The following is a 15,176-nucleotide window of genomic DNA, read 5'->3' on the forward strand; positions in this document are numbered from 1 at the left end:
AGTTTAGGCATCCCGCCGGTGCGGCGCGGCGCGATCCGCGCGCGGCCGGCGCAGACGGAGGCGCCTCGCGCGACGGGTTCCATGTCCAAGGCTGGTCTGATCGCGGCCATGACGGTCGCCGCCTGGTTTTTCGCAGCGCCCGCCGAGGCGGACGGCGGCTGGGAGCCCGTGCGCCTCTCGGACGCCAGCGAGTTGAGCGGGATCGCCGAGGACGGCCGCACCCGGTTCCACGCGGTCTGCCTGCGCGACGTCCGCGGCTATGCCTTCGCCCTGCGCGGCTATCCCGGCGACGCCCTGCCCCGCGACGGGAGCGAGACCTTCGGCCTGCGCATCGAGGTGCTGCTGAACCTGGGCAGCCGCAAGTTCGTGCTGCCCTTCGTGGCGAGCCTCGAGCAGGACAGCCTGTGGTCTTCGCCCCATGTCGAGGCGCGCCGGCTGCTCGACGCCATGGCCGCGGGCCAGCGGATGCGCCTGATCGGTCCCGACGGAGTCGCGGCGGATTTCTCGCTGGAAGGCACCGCCTGGGGGGTCGCGGCGATGCGCCAGACCTGCGGGCACTGACCGCCGACGAAGCCGCCCCTTCAAACGCGAAACGCCCGGCCGCGAGGCCGGGCGTTCGACGCCGAGCGCGCCTGCCGGGGCGGCGATCAGCGGGGCTGGTCGTCCTCGTCGTCGTCGTCGGACCCGCCGCCGGGCAGGTTGAACAGCGCGTCGGGGTCCAGCGTCTCGCGCGGGTCGACGCGGCGGTTGTCCTCGTCGTCGCGGGAATCGACCAGCGAGAAGTTCTCGAGCCCCGAGATGTTGGAGGGCATCCGCGGCTCGGGCCGGGCGGCGAGGCTCTCGTCGGTCGAGAGCAGGGACATCCGCTCCTCGTGGGACATGACCTCCTCACGCTCGCGGCGCTTGCGCTCGGCGGCCTTGCGCACGGCCTCGTCGAGCTCGGACTGCGAGCAGAGGCCCACGGCGACCGGGTCGACGGGCTGGATGTTCTGGGCGTTCCAGTGGGTGCGGTTGCGGATCGACTGGATCGTCGGCTTGGTGGTGCCCACCAGCTTCGAGATCTGCCCGTCGGACACCTCGGGGTGGTAGCGCACCAGCCAGGCGATCGCGGCCGGACGCTCCTGCCGCTTGGAGAGGGGCGTGTAGCGGGGACCCTTGCGGCGGGCCTCGCCTTCCATGGCCTGGGTGCGTTTCAGGCGCAGGCGCAGGGTCGGGTCCTTCTCGCAGCGGTCGATCTCGGACTGCGCCAGCTGATTGTTCGCCACCGGGTCGAAACCCTTCATGCCCTGGGCGACCTCGCCGTCGGCGATGCCGTTGACCTCAAGCTCATGCAGACCGCAGAAAGAGGCGATCTGGGTAAAGGTCAGGGTCGTGTTGTCCACCAGCCAGACGGCGGTGGCCTTCGGCATCAGCGGCAGCGAATCGCTCATCGGTTTCAGGTCCTCTCCCGGCAAGACGTCATCCTCGGTTCCGAAGAACCCGGCCGCATCCGGTTTCCCGGCGGCCGACCCTGTTCTGATAGGGAGGACGCTGTGATATAGTCGCTTTGCGACGCCGAGGAAAGGCCCCCCTGCCATCGCAGACCGGTCCCGCCGCCGCGACAGATCGGACAAGCCGCAGCCGCAGGATGTTCACGATGGGTTGAGATTCAACCACCGATGTGGAACATCAAAGTGGGAGGCGATAGGGTTACGCAACGTCGTCTTGCCGCGTATCCGTCGCCCCGCTTGGGATGAAACCAAGGGATTGTCCCGCGCCATGTGGCCGCAGACCGTCCCGCAGATACCACGGGACGCCTGCTTGAGTCGCACTCCCAACCAGCCAGCCGCTTCCCACGGCGAGACCGACGACGAACGCGCCCGCCGACGTCTCGCGCTCATCCGGGTGTTGATCTGGGCCCAGCGCGAAGCCGACGCGATGGATCTTCCCGAGCCGTCCGAACGCCTGCGCGAGGCGATCGCCGCCATCCATCCGCCCGAAGACTGAGGCCGCCGCGCGCCCTCGCGCCGCGGCCCCTCCGCTCAGCCCCCTGCCCGGCCCCTCGCTCAGCCCCCCGCTCAGCCCCCCGCTCAGAGCGTCAGGACGATCTTGCCCATGTGGGCCGAGCTCTCCATCAGCGCGTGGGCCTTGGAGGCCTCCTCGAGCGGGAAGCGCGCGTGGATCACCGGGGCGAGGCGGCCCGAGGCGACCAGCGGCCAGACCTCGGTCTCGATCTCGCGGGCGGTCTCGGCCTTGAAGGCGACCGAGCGGGGGCGAAGGGTCGAGCCGGTGATCTTCAGGCGGCGGATCATCACCTGGGCGAAGTTCACCTCGGCCTTGGGGCCGCCGAGGAAGGCGATGAAGCTCAGCCGCCCGTCGTCGGCCAGCGCCTTGATGTCCCGGTTGATGTAGTCGCCGCCCACCATGTCCAGGATCACGTCGACGCCGCGGCCGTCGGTCAGGGCCTTCACCTCCTCGACGAAATCCTGCTCGCGGTAGTTGATCGCGGCCTCGGCCCCGAGCTTGCGGCAGAACTCGGCCTTCTCGGCGTTGCCCACGGTGGTGAACACGCGGCAACCCCGAGCGGTCGCCAGCTGGATCGCGGTCGAGCCGATGCCCGAGCTGCCGCCGTGGACCAGGAAGCTCTCGCCGCCCGTCAGGCCGGCGCGCTGAAAGGCGTTGATCCAGACGGTGAACACCGTCTCGGGCAGGCAGGCGGCGGCCTCCATCGACAGGCCCTCGGGGACCGGCAGCGCGTGATCGGCCGGGGTGGTCGCGTATTCGGCGTAGCCGCCGCCGGGCAGCAGCGCGCAGACCTTGTCGCCCACTTTCCAGCGGCCGACGCCCTCGCCCAGCGCCGCGACCGTGCCCGCGGCCTCGAGCCCCGGCAGGTCCGAGGCGCCCGGCGGCACCGGATAGTTGCCGGCGCGCTGCAGGGCGTCGGGGCGGTTCACGCCGGCGGCGGCGACGCGGATCAGGATCTCGCCGGCGGCCGGAGTCGGCAGGGGGCGGGTCCCGGGGACCAGCACCTCGGGGCCGCCGAATTCGGAGATCTCGACCACGCGCATCGTTTCGGGAAGGTCTGACATCGGGGGCTCCTCCAAGATCCCTGGGCGCGGGGAACAGGCCCCGCGGCTTCTCTGGGCGCGCCGCCGGGCGGCGCGTGTGGCGTCTTGCGCCCATCCATCGCCGCTGGCGCGCCGCGGGGCAAGGGCGCAGCGGCGGCGAGGCGCGCTCGCCCCCCGTCTTGCCCCGCCCCGCCCGGCCGGTCCATCCTCCGCCCCATGTCCCAGCCGCCCCGCTTTCGCATCCGCATCGTCTTCGGCCCCGACGCGATGATCGGCCCCGGCAAGGCCGAGCTGCTCGAGCGGATCGCGGCCACCGGCTCGATCGCCGGCGCGGGCCGCGAGATGGGGATGAGCTACAAGCGCGCCTGGCAGCTGGTCGAGACGCTCAACGCCATGTTCCGCGAGCCGCTGGTCCGCAGCACCCGCGGCGGCGCCCGCGGCGGCGGCGCGGCGGTGACCGAGGCGGGCCGCGCCGTGCTGGCCGAGTATCGCGCGCTCGAGGCCCAGGCCGAGGCCGCCGGCGCCCCCCACGCCGCCCGTCTGCAGGCGATGATGCGGACCGCCCCCGGCGAAACATGACGCTTGCGCCGTCTCGCGCCCGCACCGATATTCCCGGTGAACCATATCGCCCTGCTCCGGAGGCCGCCATGCCCGTCCGCCGACCCCGCCCCCGCCCCCGCTTCGCCGCCCTCGCGCTGGGCGCGGCGCTGGCGCTGGCCGCGGCGGCGCCAGCGGCACGGGCGGGCGAGACCACGGTCTTCGCCGCCGCCAGCCTGAAGAACGCCATGGACGAGATCGCCGCGGCCTTCGCCGCGGAGACGGGCGACACGGCGCGGGTCTCGCTCGCCGCCTCCTCGGCGCTGGCCCGCCAGATCCAGCAGGGGGCGCCGGCGGAGGTCTTCGTCTCGGCCAACACCGCCTGGATGGACCGGCTGGAGGCGGACGGCCTGCTGGTCGAGGGGACGCGCGTGGACCTGCTGCGCAACACCCTGGTGCTGGTCGCCCCCGGCGCCGACGCGGCCCCCGTCGCGCTTTCCGATCTGGCCGCCCTGATCGGCGAGGGCCGGCTCGCCATGGCGCTGGTCGAGGCGGTCCCCGCCGGCATCTACGGCAAGGCCGCGCTGCAAAGCCTGGGCCAGTGGCAAGCCCTCGCCCCCCGCGTGGCGCAGACCGACAACGTGCGCGCCGCGCTCGCGCTGGTGGCGGCGGGCGAGGCGCCGCTGGGCGTGGTCTACGCCACCGACGCGGTCGCCGAGGACCGGGTGAGCGTCGTCGCCACGTTCCCCGAGGACTCGCACCCGCCCATCGTCTACCCCGTCGCCCGCCTGGCCGGGCCCGAGAACCCCGCCGCCGACCGGTTCCTCGCCTTCCTGCAGGGCCCAGCGGCCCGCGTCGCCTTCGAGCGCCAGGGCTTCGCGGTGATCCCGCCCCCCCGCGCCCCCGGCGCGGACGGCTGAGCCGCCGGTGAGCTGGCTCCCCGGTCCCGAGGCGCTGGCGGCGCTGACCCTCTCGCTGAAGGTCTCGGCCTGGGCGACGGCGGGCTCGCTGCCCTTCGCGCTGCTGGCGGCCCATGCGCTGGCGCGCTGGCGGTTTGCGGGGCGCGGGCTGCTCAACGTGCTGGTGCACCTGCCGCTGGTGCTGCCGCCGGTGGTCACCGGCTGGCTGCTGCTGATGACCTTCGGAACCCGCGGCCCGGTCGGCAGCCTGCTGGCCGAGCTCGGCATCGTGCTCGCCTTCCGCTGGACCGGCGCGGCGCTGGCGGCCGCGGTGATGGCTTTCCCGCTGATGGTCCGCGCCATCCGCCTGTCGATCGAGGCGGTGGACCCCGGGCTCGAGCAGGCCGCCGGCACGCTGGGCGCCTCGCGCGCCTGGGTCTTCGCCACCGTCACCCTGCCGCTGATCCTGCCGGGGATCGTGGCGGGCGCGGTGCTGGCCTTCGCCAAGGCGATGGGCGAGTTCGGCGCCACGATCACCTTCGTCTCCAACATCCCCGGCGAGACGCGCACCCTGCCCAGCGCCATCTACGCCTTCCTCCAGACCCCGGGCGGCGAGTCCCAGGCCCTGGCGCTCGCCGGCGTCTCGGTCGCCGTCGCCATGGGCGCGCTGCTGGTCTCGGAATGGGTGGCGGTCCGCGTCGCGGCGCGGGTGCGGGGCGCCTGATGCTCTCGGTCTCCCTCCGCCACCGCTTCGGCGCCTTCGCCCTCGATGCGGCCTTCGAGGCGCCGCCGGGGATCACGGTCCTGTTCGGCCGCTCCGGCTCGGGCAAGAGCAGCATCGTGAACGCCGTCGCGGGCCTCTTCGCCCCCGAAGAGGGCCGGGTCGAGGTCGACGGCCGGGTCCTGCTCGACACCGCCCGCGGCGTGACCCTGCCCCCCCACCGCCGGCGCCTGGGCTACGTCTTCCAGGAGGGGCGGCTGTTCCCCCACCTGAGCGTGCGGCGCAACCTCCTCTACGGCCGCTGGTTCGCGCCGCGCCGCGCGCCCCGGGCCGAGGTCGACCGCGTCGTCGAGATGCTGGGCCTCGGGCCCCTGCTCGAGCGTCGCCCCGGCGCCCTCTCGGGGGGCGAGAAGCAGCGGGTGGCGATCGGGCGCGCGCTGCTCGCCTCCCCCCGCCTGATCCTCGCCGACGAGCCGCTGGCCGCGCTCGACGAGGCGCGCAAGGCCGAGATCCTCCCCTATTTCGAGCGTCTGCGCGATGAGGCGGCGGCCCCGATCCTCTACGTCTCCCACTCCGCGGCCGAGGTGGCGCGGCTGGCGACCACCGTGGTGGCGCTGCAGGACGGACGGGTGATCCGTCAGGGGCCGGCGGCGGAGGTGCTGGGCGACCCCTCGGTGGCCCCCACAGGCGTGCGCGGCGTGGGCGCGGTGCTCGAGGCCCGCGTCGTCGCCCATCACGCGGACGGTCTGAGCGAGCTCGACGCCGCCGGCGACCGCCTGTTCCTGCCCCGCGTCCCGCAGGCCGTCGGGGCGGCGCTGCGGGTGCGCGTGGCCGCCTCCGAGGTGATGCTCTCGCTCGAGGCGCCGCGCGGGATCTCGGCCCTCAACGTGTTGCCCGGCGTGGTCGAGGCGGTGCACCCCGGTCAGGGCCCCGGCGCCATCGTCTCGGTGCGCACGCGGGCGGGGGTGGTGCTGGCCCGCGTCACCCGCCGCTCGGCCCAGTCCCTGGCGCTGGCCCCCGGCCTGCCCGTCCACGCCATCGTCAAGACGGTGGCCATCGCGCCCGAGGACGTGGGAGGAGAGGGCGCGCCCCAAGCCGTCCAGGAGACCGCCCGATGATCGACGCCCCCCTCCCCTTCGGCGCCGTCCGCCCCGGCGAGCGCACGATCGAGCCGCCCCGGACCGCCGACGCCCAGCTGTGGTTCCTCGGCCGCATCCGCACCCCCTGGGCCGAGCCCCGCGACTGCCCCAAGCGCGGCGACCCCGAGGCCGGTCCCGAGTGCCGGATCGAGCTCGCCCCCCGCTGGGCGCCCCTGCTCGAGGGCGTGGCGGAGCGCGAGCGCCTGCTGGTCCTCTACTGGATGCACCTCGCCCGCCGCGACCTCGCCACCCAGCGCCGCCGCGGCGAGAGCCCGGTGCGCGGGACCTTTGCCCTTCGCTCCCCGATGCGCCCCAACCCCATCGCCGCCTCCGAGGTCAGCCTCGTGCGCATCGAGGCCACGACCCTGTTCGTCCGCGGCCTCGACTGCGTCGACGGCACGCCGGTGATCGACCTGAAGCCCGCCTGACGCCCCCCTCGCCGCCAACGCCGCTCCCACCCGCGGCTCCCCGGAACGCTCGCCACGCCCCTGGCGCCCCGCCAGCAGCCGCCGCAAAGCGCCTGTTCTCCGGAGCCGTCTCTCGCTGATGCCGTAAGGAGCGACTCGTCCGCCCCGGTCCAGGATCGCGCAGCGACCCCGAAGGGGCTTGTCCTTGACCGGGTCGGGCGAGTCGCTCAGGCATCACCAGCGAGAGACGGATCCGGAGGACAGGCGCGGCCCTGTTCTTGGGTGAGTCAGGAGCCCGCCGGAGGCTCCCGCCTTCACACGTCCAGGCGAGCCCCCGACCCGGGCGCCCCGCAACCAGGCCCGCCCGCAGGGCGCCTCCCGTCCCGTCCCTGGTCCGTCAGGACCAGGTGATCAGGTCCGGCTGGTCATCGAGATGCGGCGTCTCGTTGAAGCTCAGCAGGCTCAGCCGTTCCGCCCGCCCGGCCAGCCGGGTGAAGGAGCTGTTCTTCACCTGCATCTGCAGCCGCGCCGCCATCTCGGGGGGCGAGTGCAGGATCGTGCGCACCATCTGCCCGATGGTCCCGCCCGAGGAGACGCAGAACACCGGCCGATCCGTGCCCTCGGCCGCCTGCCGCAGCGCGTCGGCGACGTTCGCCTCATAGTCCACGAAGGACTGCGAGCCGTCGATCTCGCCCCGATGCCACGACATCAGCGCCTGGACCATCGCGCGGTAGTAGGTCTTGCGCTCGGCCTTGTCGGGGGCCGGATTGCCGCCCGCGATCCAGTCGCGCAGCAGGCTGTCGGCGTCGTTCTCGTTGAAGCCCGAGTGCACGATCGGCTCCGGCGCGCCGCCGAGGCCCTCGGCCAGCGCCTCCGCGGTCTCGCGCTGGCGTTTCAGCGTGCCGACCATCATCCGCGCCGGGCGGATGTCCCGGGCGGCCAGCCACTCGCCCAGCATCCGCGCCTGGCGGATGCCGTGGTCGGAGAGCTTGTCGTAGTCGTCGGCCCCGAACGAGGCCTGCCCGTGGCGGATCAGCCAGACATGGCTCATGCGCGCGTCCCCCTCTGCAAAGGCGATCGGAGGCCGATCACGACGGATCGGCGCCCACGCGCACCAGCTGCTTGCCGAAGTTCTCGCCGCGCAGCAGGCCGAGGAAGGCTTCGGGGGCGTTCTCGAGCCCTTCGGTGACCGTCTCGCGGAACTTCACCTTGCCGGAGTTCACCAGCGGGCCGACCTCCTCGAGGAAGGCGGGCAGCATGTCGATGTGGTCGGTGACGATGAAGCCCTGGGCGCGCATCTTCTTGACCAGCAGCGAGCGCCAGATCCACGGCAGCTGGTTCTGGTCGCCCATGGTGTTGCCGGAATAGAGCGAGATCATCCCGCAGATCGCGATGCGCCCGAACTCGCGCATGTTGGGGACCACGCCCTCGAGCGTCTTGCCCGCGACGTTCTCGAAATAGCAGTCGAAGCCGCCCGGCGCGGCCTCCTTCAGCAGCTTCGCCATCTCCTTGCCGTCCGCCGCGGCGCGGTGGTCGATGCAGGCGTCGGCGCCGAGCTCATCGGTGACGTAGGCGCACTTGTCGGGCCCGCCGGCGACGCCGACCACGGTCATGCCCTTGATCCTGGCGAGCTGGGTGACCAGCGCGCCCACGGCGCCCGAGGCGGCGGAGACGCAGATGCTCTCGCCCTGCTTCGCGTCGAGTATCCGGTTCAGGCCGACATAGGCGGTGTGCCCGGGCATGCCCAGCACGCCCAGCGCGGTCGAGATCGGCGCGATCGCCGGATCGACCTTGCGCACCCCCTGACCGTCCGAAACCCCGTGCGTGGCCCAGCCGAGCCGTCCCACCACGATGTCGCCCGGCTTGTAGTCGGGGTGGTTGGAGTCGATCACCTCCGAGACGGTGCCCCCCTCCATGGTGCCGCCGATCTCGACCGGCTTGGCGTAGGAGGGGCCGTCGTCCATCCGCCCGCGCATGTAGGGATCGAGCGACAGCCACACCGTGCGCGCCAGGAACTGGCCCGGCCCCGGCGAGGGCGTCTGCGCCTCCTCGAGGCTGAAGTTGTCGACGGTGGGCCAGCCATTTGGACGGCTGGCGAGGGCGACGCGCTGCATGGACATGAGAGGCTCCCTGGGGCTCGCGCGGCATACCCGCGCGTATGTTCTGGTCGGGCGGATAATGGCGATGGCGAGGGCGCGGATCAAGGCGCGCGTCCCGCCCCGCCGACGGCGCCGCGGCGGGGGAGGCAGGGAGGCGCCGCGTCGGACCAGGCGCCGGTGGCGAGGTCCCGCTCGCGGCGCATTGCGGGCGCGGCGCGTATGGCGCGGGTCTCCAGCGGCGGCGTCGGGCAACGCCCCGGGGGTCGGCTCGGGGTGGGAACCGGGGCCGCCCACGCCCCCGCCGCGCGCTCGCCGCCAGCGGGGGCGCGGGGTGCAAGCGCGCCGGTCGCGCCTCCGGCAATGCCTGCGCCCCTTGACCCTTCCGCTCCCGGGAGGGGAGAGAAGGCGACCGCAGCGCCTTGCCCGACCCGGAGTCCGCGCCATGCCCACCGCCTCGCCCGGCCCCAACGCCGCCGCTCCGCTCGTTGCGCCGAAGGCGGCGGCCGAGGGCTGGCGGCCGCCCTGTGTCGACCGCGGCCGTCTGGTGCAGGCGTTCCTCGCGCAAGGGCTGATCGAAGACGTCGTGCCCGCCTCCATCCCCGTGCTGCTCGGCGAGGGGCTTCCCCCGTCCGGCCCGGGCGCGCAGACGGCGCTCGTCCACGCGCAGACCTGCGCCGTCGCCCCGGGCCTCGTCCCGTCACGCAGCCGGGCGCCCAGGTGAGCGGCTTCGTCCTGCCGCCATTGCGGCCGCTGCGCTATGAGCCGCCGCCGGGGCTGCCGGTGATCCATGTCGACGACCAGCTGCTGGCGGTGGACAAGCCCTCGGGCCTGCTGACGGTGCCGGGGCGGGAGGCGGAGCTCGCCGATTGCGTGGCCGCCCGGGCCGAGGCCGCCTATCCCGGCGCCCGCATCGTGCACCGGCTGGACATGGACACCTCGGGCGTCCTGGTGCTGGCCCGCACGCCTCACGCCCAGCGCCACCTGGGCCTGCAGTTCGAGCGTCGCCATGCCGCCAAGCTCTACGAGGCCATCGTCGCGGGTCAGCCGCAGGCGGATGCCGGAACCGTCGATCTGCCGCTCGCCACCGACTGGCCGCAGCGCCCGCGCCAGCGCCCGGACCCCGCCGGGCGCCGCGCCGTCACCGACTGGGAGGTGATCGAACGGCTGGCCGAGCCCGCGCCCGACGGCGCGGCGCGCCTCGCCCTGCGGCCGCTGACCGGGCGCAGCCACCAGCTGCGCGCGCACCTGCTCTGGCTCGGCCACCCGATCCTGGGCGATGCGCTCTATGCAGACGACGGGGTGTTCGCCGCGGCGCCGCGGCTGATGCTCCACGCCCGAAAGCTGGACCTGCGCCACCCGGTGGGCGGCGCGCCACTACAACTCGAGGCCCCCTGCCCGTTCTGACGCGCCCGCCCATCCCGCGCGTGACGCAACCCAGCGCGCCCAAGGCGCGACGCAACCCAGCGCGCCCAAGGCGCGACGCAACCCAGCGCGCCTAAGGCGCGACGCAGCCAAGCCCGCCCGCAGGGCGCCTGCAGTCCGATTGCCGAAGGCGCCGGGACCTTCCCGCCGTGCGGGGGGGCGCGCCCGGTTCGCCGCTCAAACCCAAGGGGCAGGCATCCGAGCCCAGGGCCGGCGGGCGCGTCAGAATCGGTCGCGGCGACGCTCGCCATGGCTGAAGCGGGCGGCGGCGGAGAAGGTCTCGACCCTACTCCGCCGGCGTGCGCGGATCCTGGGCCAGCGCCTGCTCCAACTCCTTCGCGACGGCGGTGCGGGGGCGGGTGAAGCGGACCAGCAGGTCGTAGAGCACCGGCGTCAGGAACAGCGTCAGCACCGAGGCCGCGCCGAAGCCGCCGATGATCACCCAGCCGATCGCCGCCCGCGCCTCGGCGCCCGCGCCGGTCGAGACCACCAGCGGCAGGGCGCCCAGCAGGGTCGAGATCACCGTCATCATCACCGGCCGCAGACGGGCGACCGCGCCCTCGAGCGCCGCCTCGCGCACCGAATAGCCCTCGTCGCGCAGCTGGTTGGCGAACTCGACGATCAGAATCCCGTTCTTGGCCATCAATCCGACCAGCAGCACCAGACCCACCTGCGTGTAGATGTTGAGCGACTGCCCGGTCAGCCACAGCGTGGCCAGCGCCCCGGTCAGCCCCAGCGGCACCGTCATCAGGATCACGAACGGGTCCACGAAGCTCTCGAACTGGGCGGCCAGCACCAGATAGACGACCAGCACCGCGAAGACGAAGGTCCACACCGCCCCGCCCGAGGTCTCCTGGAACTCCCGGCTCTGGCCGTCGAAGGCGATCTGCGCCTCGGGGGGCAGCACCTGGGCGGCGGCGGCCTGCACCGCGTCGATGGCCGCGCCCAGGTCCATGCCGTCCGCCAGCGAGCCGGAGATCTCGATGGCCGGCAGTCGGTTGAAGCGCGCAAGCTCGGGCGAGGCCGAGCCCTCCGAGGATCGCACCAGCGCCGAGATCGGCACCAGCGCCCCGGTCGAGCCCGAGCGCACATACATCGAGCCGAGATCCTCGGCCGTGCGCCGCACATCCTCGCGCGCCTGCAGGATCACCGGGTATTCGCGCCCGCGCTCGATCCAGCCGGTCACCTCGCGGCCGGCGAAGAAGGTCTGCAGCGTGGCGCCGATGTCCTCGATCGAGATCCCGAGGTCGTCGGCCAGCGCCCGGTCGACCTCGATGCGCAGCTCGGGCTGGGTCTCCTCGTAGTCGGTCTCGAGGTTCTCGAGCCCCTCGATCCCCTGCATCGCCTCGAGGAGCGTGACGCTCCATTCCTGCACCGACAGGAAGTCCGGCCCCAGCACCTTGACCTGCAGCGGCGTGCGCGAGCCGCGCAGGCCGAGGCCCGAGGGCTGGATCGGGAAGGCCCGCGCGCCGGGGATCGAGGTCATCTGCGGGATCAGGCTCGAGACGATGTCCTGGGACGCGCGCCGGCCGCTCTTCCAGTCCGAGAGGCGCACGACCACGAAGGCGCGATGCGTCTCGCCGCGGAAGCCGACGATGGAGAAGATCCGCGTGGCCTCGCCGCTTTCCAGAAGGGGCTGCAGGCGCTCTTCGACCTCGCGCACCTCGCGGTCGGTGTAGGCGACGGTCGAGCCCTGCGGCGCGGTGACCGAGACGAAGAACACGCCGCGGTCTTCGCGGGGCGAGAGCTCGCGCGCCACCTGCCCGCTGAGCCAGCCGGCCGAGCCCGCGATGACCAGCGCCAGCGCCACCACCACCAGCGGAAAGCCCAGCACGGCGCGCAGGGCGGCGCGGTAGACGGCCTCGGTCCGCCCCAGCAGCCAGTTGACCGCCCGCTCCAGCATGCCGCCGGAGCCCCGGCGCAGCACCCGGTGGCAGAGCACCGGCGTCAGGGTCAGCGCCACCAGGGTCGAGAAGGCCACGGCCACGGCCATGACGATGCCGAACTCGGTGAACAGGCGCCCCACCTGCCCGTCGAGGAACGAGATCGGGATGAACACCGAGATCAGCGTGATCGAGGTGGCGATGACCGCGAACACCACCTGATCGGCGCCGCGCAGGGCGGCCGCGGCCGGCGGCTCGCCCCGCTCCACCCGGCGCTGGATGTTCTCGAGCACCACGATCGCGTCGTCGACCACGATGCCGATGGCCAGGATCAGCGCGAACAGCGTCAGGATGTTGATCGAGAAGCCGAAGGCGTAGATGCCGGCCACCGCGCCGATCAGCGCCACCGGGATCACCACCGCGGGCGCCAGCGTGGCCAGCGGACTGCCCAGGAAGAAGAAGATCACCAGCACCACCAGCCCCACCGCGATGGCGAGCGTGGTCAGCACCTCCTCGATCGAGGACTGGATGAACACCGCGTCGTCGGAGGAGACGAAGATCTCCATCCCCGGCGGCAGCGTCGCCTGGATCCGCTCCAGCTCGCCGCGCACCGCCTGCGAGATGGCGATGGTGTTCGCCTGGCTCTGTCGCGCCACGCCAAGGCCGATGGCGTTGCGCCCCTCCGAGCGGACCAGCGTCTCGTCGTTCTCCGAGCCCACGAAGACGGTGGCGACCTCGCCCAGGCGCACCGGGGCGCCCTCGACCATGGCCACGACCAGCTCGCGGAACTCGTCGGGGGTCTCGAGCCGGGTGGCGGCGCGGACCTGGAACTGGCGCCACAGCGACACGACCTCGCCCGCCGGCAGCTCGACGTTGTTGGTGCGCAGGGCGGTGGCGATCTCGGTCGCGGTCAGCCGCCGCGCGGCCATCGCCGAGGGGTCGAGCGCGATGCGCATCGCGTAGCGCCGGTTGCCCCAGATGGTGACCGCGCTGACGCCTTCCAGCGTCGCCAGCCGGTCGATGATGTAGCGCTCGGCATAGTCGGTGATCTGCGGGGGCGTGTGCCGGTCCGAGACGATGGACAGGCGCATCACCGGGTCGGCGTCGGAGTCGTTCTTGTAGATCCGCGGCTCTTCGGATTCCTCGGGCAGGCGGGAGATCACGCGCCCGACCGCGCCGCGGATGTCGTTGGCCGCCGCGTCCACATCGCGCGAGGTGACGAAGGTCACCACGATGCGGCTGTCGCCCCGCTCGGACGAGCTTTCGATGCGGTCGACCCCGGCGACGCCGGCGACCGCGCTCTCGATCACCTCGGTGATCTGGGTGTCGACGACCGAGGGCGCCGCGCCCCGCCAGTTGGTCGAGATGGTGACGGTGGCCGCGTCCACGTCGGGCAGCTCGCGCACCGGCAGGCGGGTCAGCGAGACCAGGCCGATCACGATGATCAGCAGCGACAGCACCGCCGCGAAGACCGGGCGGCGAATGAAGAAGCCGGGGAGCGACATGGCGGCCCCCTCAGCCGGCCGAGACGGGGTCGGCCGCGCGGGCCTCGGGCGCCGCCGCGCCGGCGTCGGAGCGGGGCTCCTCGCCCAGCACCCGCACCGGGGCGCCGTCGCGCACCTTCTGCAGGCCGCGCACCACCACCCGCTCGCCGGCCTCCAGACCCTCGAGGATCTCGGCCGCGCCGGCCCGGCGGCCGCCGATGGTCACCGCGCGGCGCTGCACGGTGTCGTCGGGGGCCACGACATAGAGGTGGACCTCGCCCGCCTCGGTCACCAGCGATTCCTCGGGCGCCAGGACCCCGGGGCGGGAGCCCATCACCAGGTCGACCTGCATGAACACGCCCGCAGGCAGGCGCAGGCCGGGATTGTCGAAGCGCGCGCGCACCAGGAACGCGCGCGAGACCTCGTCCACGCGCCGGTCGATCGCCTCGACCACGCCCGTGAAGGTCTCGTCGGGGAAGATCCGGGTGCGGGCGCGCACCGGAGCGCCGGTCTCGACGTCGCCGAAGAAGCGCTCGGGCACCCGGAACTCGACGTCGAGCTGGGAGATGTCCTCGAGCGTCGCCAGCGGGGTCGAGGAGGAGACCACCGCCCCCTGGTCGACCTCGGCAAAGCCGATCACGCCGGCGAAGGGGGCGCGCAGGACCATGTGGCCCAGATCGGTGCGGGCGGCGTCCAGCCGCGCCTCGGTCCGCAGCATGGCGGCCTTGGCGGAATCGTAGGTCGAGGCGGTGATCCGCCCCTGGTCCTGCAGCGCCACGGCGCGGTCGAAGGCGGCGCGGGCCTCGGCCAGCTCGGCCTGCGCCACGGCGAGCGCCGATCGCTCGGCGCCGTCGTCGAGCGTGGCCAGCGGATCGTCCGCCTCGACCGGGTCGCCGTCGCGGAACTGGATCGCGGTCACCCGCCCCCCGACCGAGAAGCGCAGCTCGACCGAGCGCAGCGCCCGGCCGGTGCCGACGGCCGAGACCACGCGCTCGACCTCGCCGGCGGTCGCCTCCGCCACCACCACGCCGGGGGCGGGACGGCTGCGGACGGCCTGCTCGACCTCAGGCTGCTCCGCCTGCTGGTAGATGAACCAGCCGGCGCCGCCGGCGAGCGCGGCGAGAACAAGGAGCTGCTTTGCGATCGAGGCCATTCAGGGGGTCCGGAAAGTCCATGGGCGCCGGGCCGGCGATTCCGGCCGGCGTCGGAGCGGACTCAAGCGCGCTACGCCGCGTCGCGGCAAGGGCAATCTTGGCGCCGCGCCTTCGCATTCGCGCGAGCGGGGGGCCCCGCGACACGCCCCGCGACTCACGCCCGTCGCCCCCGCCGCGCCCTCCGGGGGGCGAAAACGCCCCGGCCCGCCCCGCGGGACCCTGAAAAACCCGGTCGAAGCGGCCGGCCCCTGACCCGCCCTGCCCGCGCGATGAGCTGCCTGTTTCCATTCATCTTTCGCGGCCCACGACCTGGCGACAGGCGGCCGCGTTCATCCTCTCGAGACCCGATCAACCATGAGGAGGCTTTCACGTGCCGTTAATCGA

At 73.4% G+C, this 15,176-nt stretch carries 15 protein-coding genes; 9 read left to right on the forward strand and 6 right to left on the reverse strand.

The features are described from left to right. Window positions 1-81 precede the first annotated feature (81 nt). A complete protein-coding gene (locus AAC134_RS03975) occupies window positions 82-561 on the forward strand; it encodes a hypothetical protein (protein ID WP_339947760.1) in 480 nt (159 codons plus the stop codon). 86 nt (window positions 562-647) lie between these two features. Here AAC134_RS03975 and AAC134_RS03980 read toward each other — a convergent pair whose 3' ends face one another. After that, window positions 648-1,430, reverse strand: coding sequence for a cell cycle transcriptional regulator TrcR (locus tag AAC134_RS03980; RefSeq protein WP_339947761.1), 783 nt, complete (start codon window positions 1,428-1,430; stop codon window positions 648-650). 328 nt (window positions 1,431-1,758) lie between these two features. Between AAC134_RS03980 and AAC134_RS03985 the strand changes: the two genes are divergently transcribed. Next, window positions 1,759-1,986 carry a hypothetical protein gene (locus AAC134_RS03985; protein ID WP_339947762.1) on the forward strand — a complete coding sequence of 76 codons (228 nt, stop codon included), beginning with the start codon at window positions 1,759-1,761 and terminating at the stop codon, window positions 1,984-1,986. Window positions 1,987-2,069: 83 nt separating this feature from the next. On the opposite strand, the gene AAC134_RS03990 is transcribed toward AAC134_RS03985, so the two are convergent. Beyond that, the gene (locus tag AAC134_RS03990; RefSeq protein WP_339947763.1) at window positions 2,070-3,068 is read right to left on the reverse strand and encodes an NAD(P)H-quinone oxidoreductase; all 999 of its coding nucleotides are present in this window, start codon (window positions 3,066-3,068) and stop codon (window positions 2,070-2,072) included. A gap of 195 nt (window positions 3,069-3,263) precedes the next feature. Here AAC134_RS03990 and AAC134_RS03995 point away from each other — a divergent pair, with 195 nt between their 5' ends. The 5 genes from AAC134_RS03995 to AAC134_RS04015 all read left to right on the forward strand — a co-directional run bounded on the left by AAC134_RS03995 (window position 3,264) and on the right by AAC134_RS04015 (window position 6,771). Next, the gene (locus tag AAC134_RS03995; protein WP_339947764.1) at window positions 3,264-3,626 is read left to right on the forward strand and encodes a LysR family transcriptional regulator; all 363 of its coding nucleotides are present in this window, start codon (window positions 3,264-3,266) and stop codon (window positions 3,624-3,626) included. A 68-nt stretch (window positions 3,627-3,694) separates the two neighbouring features. Further along, entirely contained in the window at window positions 3,695-4,504 is an 810-nt protein-coding gene (gene modA, locus AAC134_RS04000; protein ID WP_339947765.1) for a molybdate ABC transporter substrate-binding protein, read from the forward strand. Between the two features lie 7 nt (window positions 4,505-4,511). Then, window positions 4,512-5,207, forward strand: a complete 696-nt coding sequence (gene modB, locus AAC134_RS04005; RefSeq protein ID WP_339947766.1) for a molybdate ABC transporter permease subunit — start codon at window positions 4,512-4,514, stop codon at window positions 5,205-5,207. Next, a complete protein-coding gene (gene modC / locus AAC134_RS04010) occupies window positions 5,207-6,322 on the forward strand; it encodes a molybdenum ABC transporter ATP-binding protein (RefSeq protein WP_339947767.1) in 1,116 nt (371 codons plus the stop codon). Before modB ends, modC begins: the two co-directional genes overlap by 1 nt. Beyond that, the gene (locus AAC134_RS04015; protein ID WP_339947768.1) at window positions 6,319-6,771 is read left to right on the forward strand and encodes an SAM-dependent methyltransferase; all 453 of its coding nucleotides are present in this window, start codon (window positions 6,319-6,321) and stop codon (window positions 6,769-6,771) included. Before modC ends, AAC134_RS04015 begins: the two co-directional genes overlap by 4 nt. A 376-nt stretch (window positions 6,772-7,147) precedes the next feature. On the opposite strand, the gene AAC134_RS04020 is transcribed toward AAC134_RS04015, so the two are convergent. Together AAC134_RS04020 and AAC134_RS04025 are read right to left on the reverse strand one after the other, a co-directional pair. Beyond that, window positions 7,148-7,801 carry a histidine phosphatase family protein gene (locus tag AAC134_RS04020; RefSeq protein ID WP_339947769.1) on the reverse strand — a complete coding sequence of 218 codons (654 nt, stop codon included), beginning with the start codon at window positions 7,799-7,801 and terminating at the stop codon, window positions 7,148-7,150. A 37-nt stretch (window positions 7,802-7,838) separates the two neighbouring features. After that, window positions 7,839-8,870, reverse strand: a complete 1,032-nt coding sequence (locus AAC134_RS04025; protein WP_339947770.1) for an NADP-dependent oxidoreductase — start codon at window positions 8,868-8,870, stop codon at window positions 7,839-7,841. A 421-nt stretch (window positions 8,871-9,291) separates the two neighbouring features. Between AAC134_RS04025 and AAC134_RS04030 the strand changes: the two genes are divergently transcribed. Then, the gene (locus AAC134_RS04030; protein WP_339947771.1) at window positions 9,292-9,570 is read left to right on the forward strand and encodes a hypothetical protein; all 279 of its coding nucleotides are present in this window, start codon (window positions 9,292-9,294) and stop codon (window positions 9,568-9,570) included. Next, window positions 9,567-10,253: an RluA family pseudouridine synthase gene (locus AAC134_RS04035; protein WP_339947772.1), complete on the forward strand. Its 687-nt coding sequence runs from the start codon at window positions 9,567-9,569 to the stop codon at window positions 10,251-10,253. The genes AAC134_RS04030 and AAC134_RS04035 overlap by 4 nt, the downstream gene beginning before the upstream one ends. Window positions 10,254-10,557: 304 nt before the next feature. Here AAC134_RS04035 and AAC134_RS04040 read toward each other — a convergent pair whose 3' ends face one another. Beyond that, a complete protein-coding gene (locus AAC134_RS04040; RefSeq protein WP_339947773.1) occupies window positions 10,558-13,659 on the reverse strand; it encodes an efflux RND transporter permease subunit in 3,102 nt (1,033 codons plus the stop codon). Window positions 13,660-13,669: 10 nt separating this feature from the next. Next, the gene (locus tag AAC134_RS04045; protein ID WP_339947774.1) at window positions 13,670-14,791 is read right to left on the reverse strand and encodes an efflux RND transporter periplasmic adaptor subunit; all 1,122 of its coding nucleotides are present in this window, start codon (window positions 14,789-14,791) and stop codon (window positions 13,670-13,672) included. Between the last annotated feature and the right edge of the window lie 385 nt (window positions 14,792-15,176).

It is taken from the genome of uncultured Albimonas sp. (assembly GCF_963977235.1).
In the GTDB taxonomy this organism is placed as follows: Bacteria; Pseudomonadota; Alphaproteobacteria; order Rhodobacterales; family Rhodobacteraceae; genus Albimonas.

Coding starts and splice junctions, on each gene's coding strand:
- AAC134_RS04045 (WP_339947774.1), bottom strand. CDS start 14,791: ATGGCCTCGATCGCAAAGCAGCTCCTTGTTCTCGCCGCGCTCGCCGGC.
- modA (WP_339947765.1), top strand. CDS start 3,695: ATGCCCGTCCGCCGACCCCGCCCCCGCCCCCGCTTCGCCGCCCTCGCG.
- AAC134_RS04040 (WP_339947773.1), bottom strand. CDS start 13,659: ATGTCGCTCCCCGGCTTCTTCATTCGCCGCCCGGTCTTCGCGGCGGTG.
- AAC134_RS03975 (WP_339947760.1), top strand. CDS start 82: ATGTCCAAGGCTGGTCTGATCGCGGCCATGACGGTCGCCGCCTGGTTT.
- AAC134_RS04015 (WP_339947768.1), top strand. CDS start 6,319: ATGATCGACGCCCCCCTCCCCTTCGGCGCCGTCCGCCCCGGCGAGCGC.
- AAC134_RS03990 (WP_339947763.1), bottom strand. CDS start 3,068: ATGTCAGACCTTCCCGAAACGATGCGCGTGGTCGAGATCTCCGAATTC.
- AAC134_RS04020 (WP_339947769.1), bottom strand. CDS start 7,801: ATGAGCCATGTCTGGCTGATCCGCCACGGGCAGGCCTCGTTCGGGGCC.
- AAC134_RS03980 (WP_339947761.1), bottom strand. CDS start 1,430: ATGAGCGATTCGCTGCCGCTGATGCCGAAGGCCACCGCCGTCTGGCTG.
- AAC134_RS03995 (WP_339947764.1), top strand. CDS start 3,264: ATGTCCCAGCCGCCCCGCTTTCGCATCCGCATCGTCTTCGGCCCCGAC.
- AAC134_RS04025 (WP_339947770.1), bottom strand. CDS start 8,870: ATGTCCATGCAGCGCGTCGCCCTCGCCAGCCGTCCAAATGGCTGGCCC.
- AAC134_RS03985 (WP_339947762.1), top strand. CDS start 1,759: ATGTGGCCGCAGACCGTCCCGCAGATACCACGGGACGCCTGCTTGAGT.
- AAC134_RS04030 (WP_339947771.1), top strand. CDS start 9,292: ATGCCCACCGCCTCGCCCGGCCCCAACGCCGCCGCTCCGCTCGTTGCG.
- modC (WP_339947767.1), top strand. CDS start 5,207: ATGCTCTCGGTCTCCCTCCGCCACCGCTTCGGCGCCTTCGCCCTCGAT.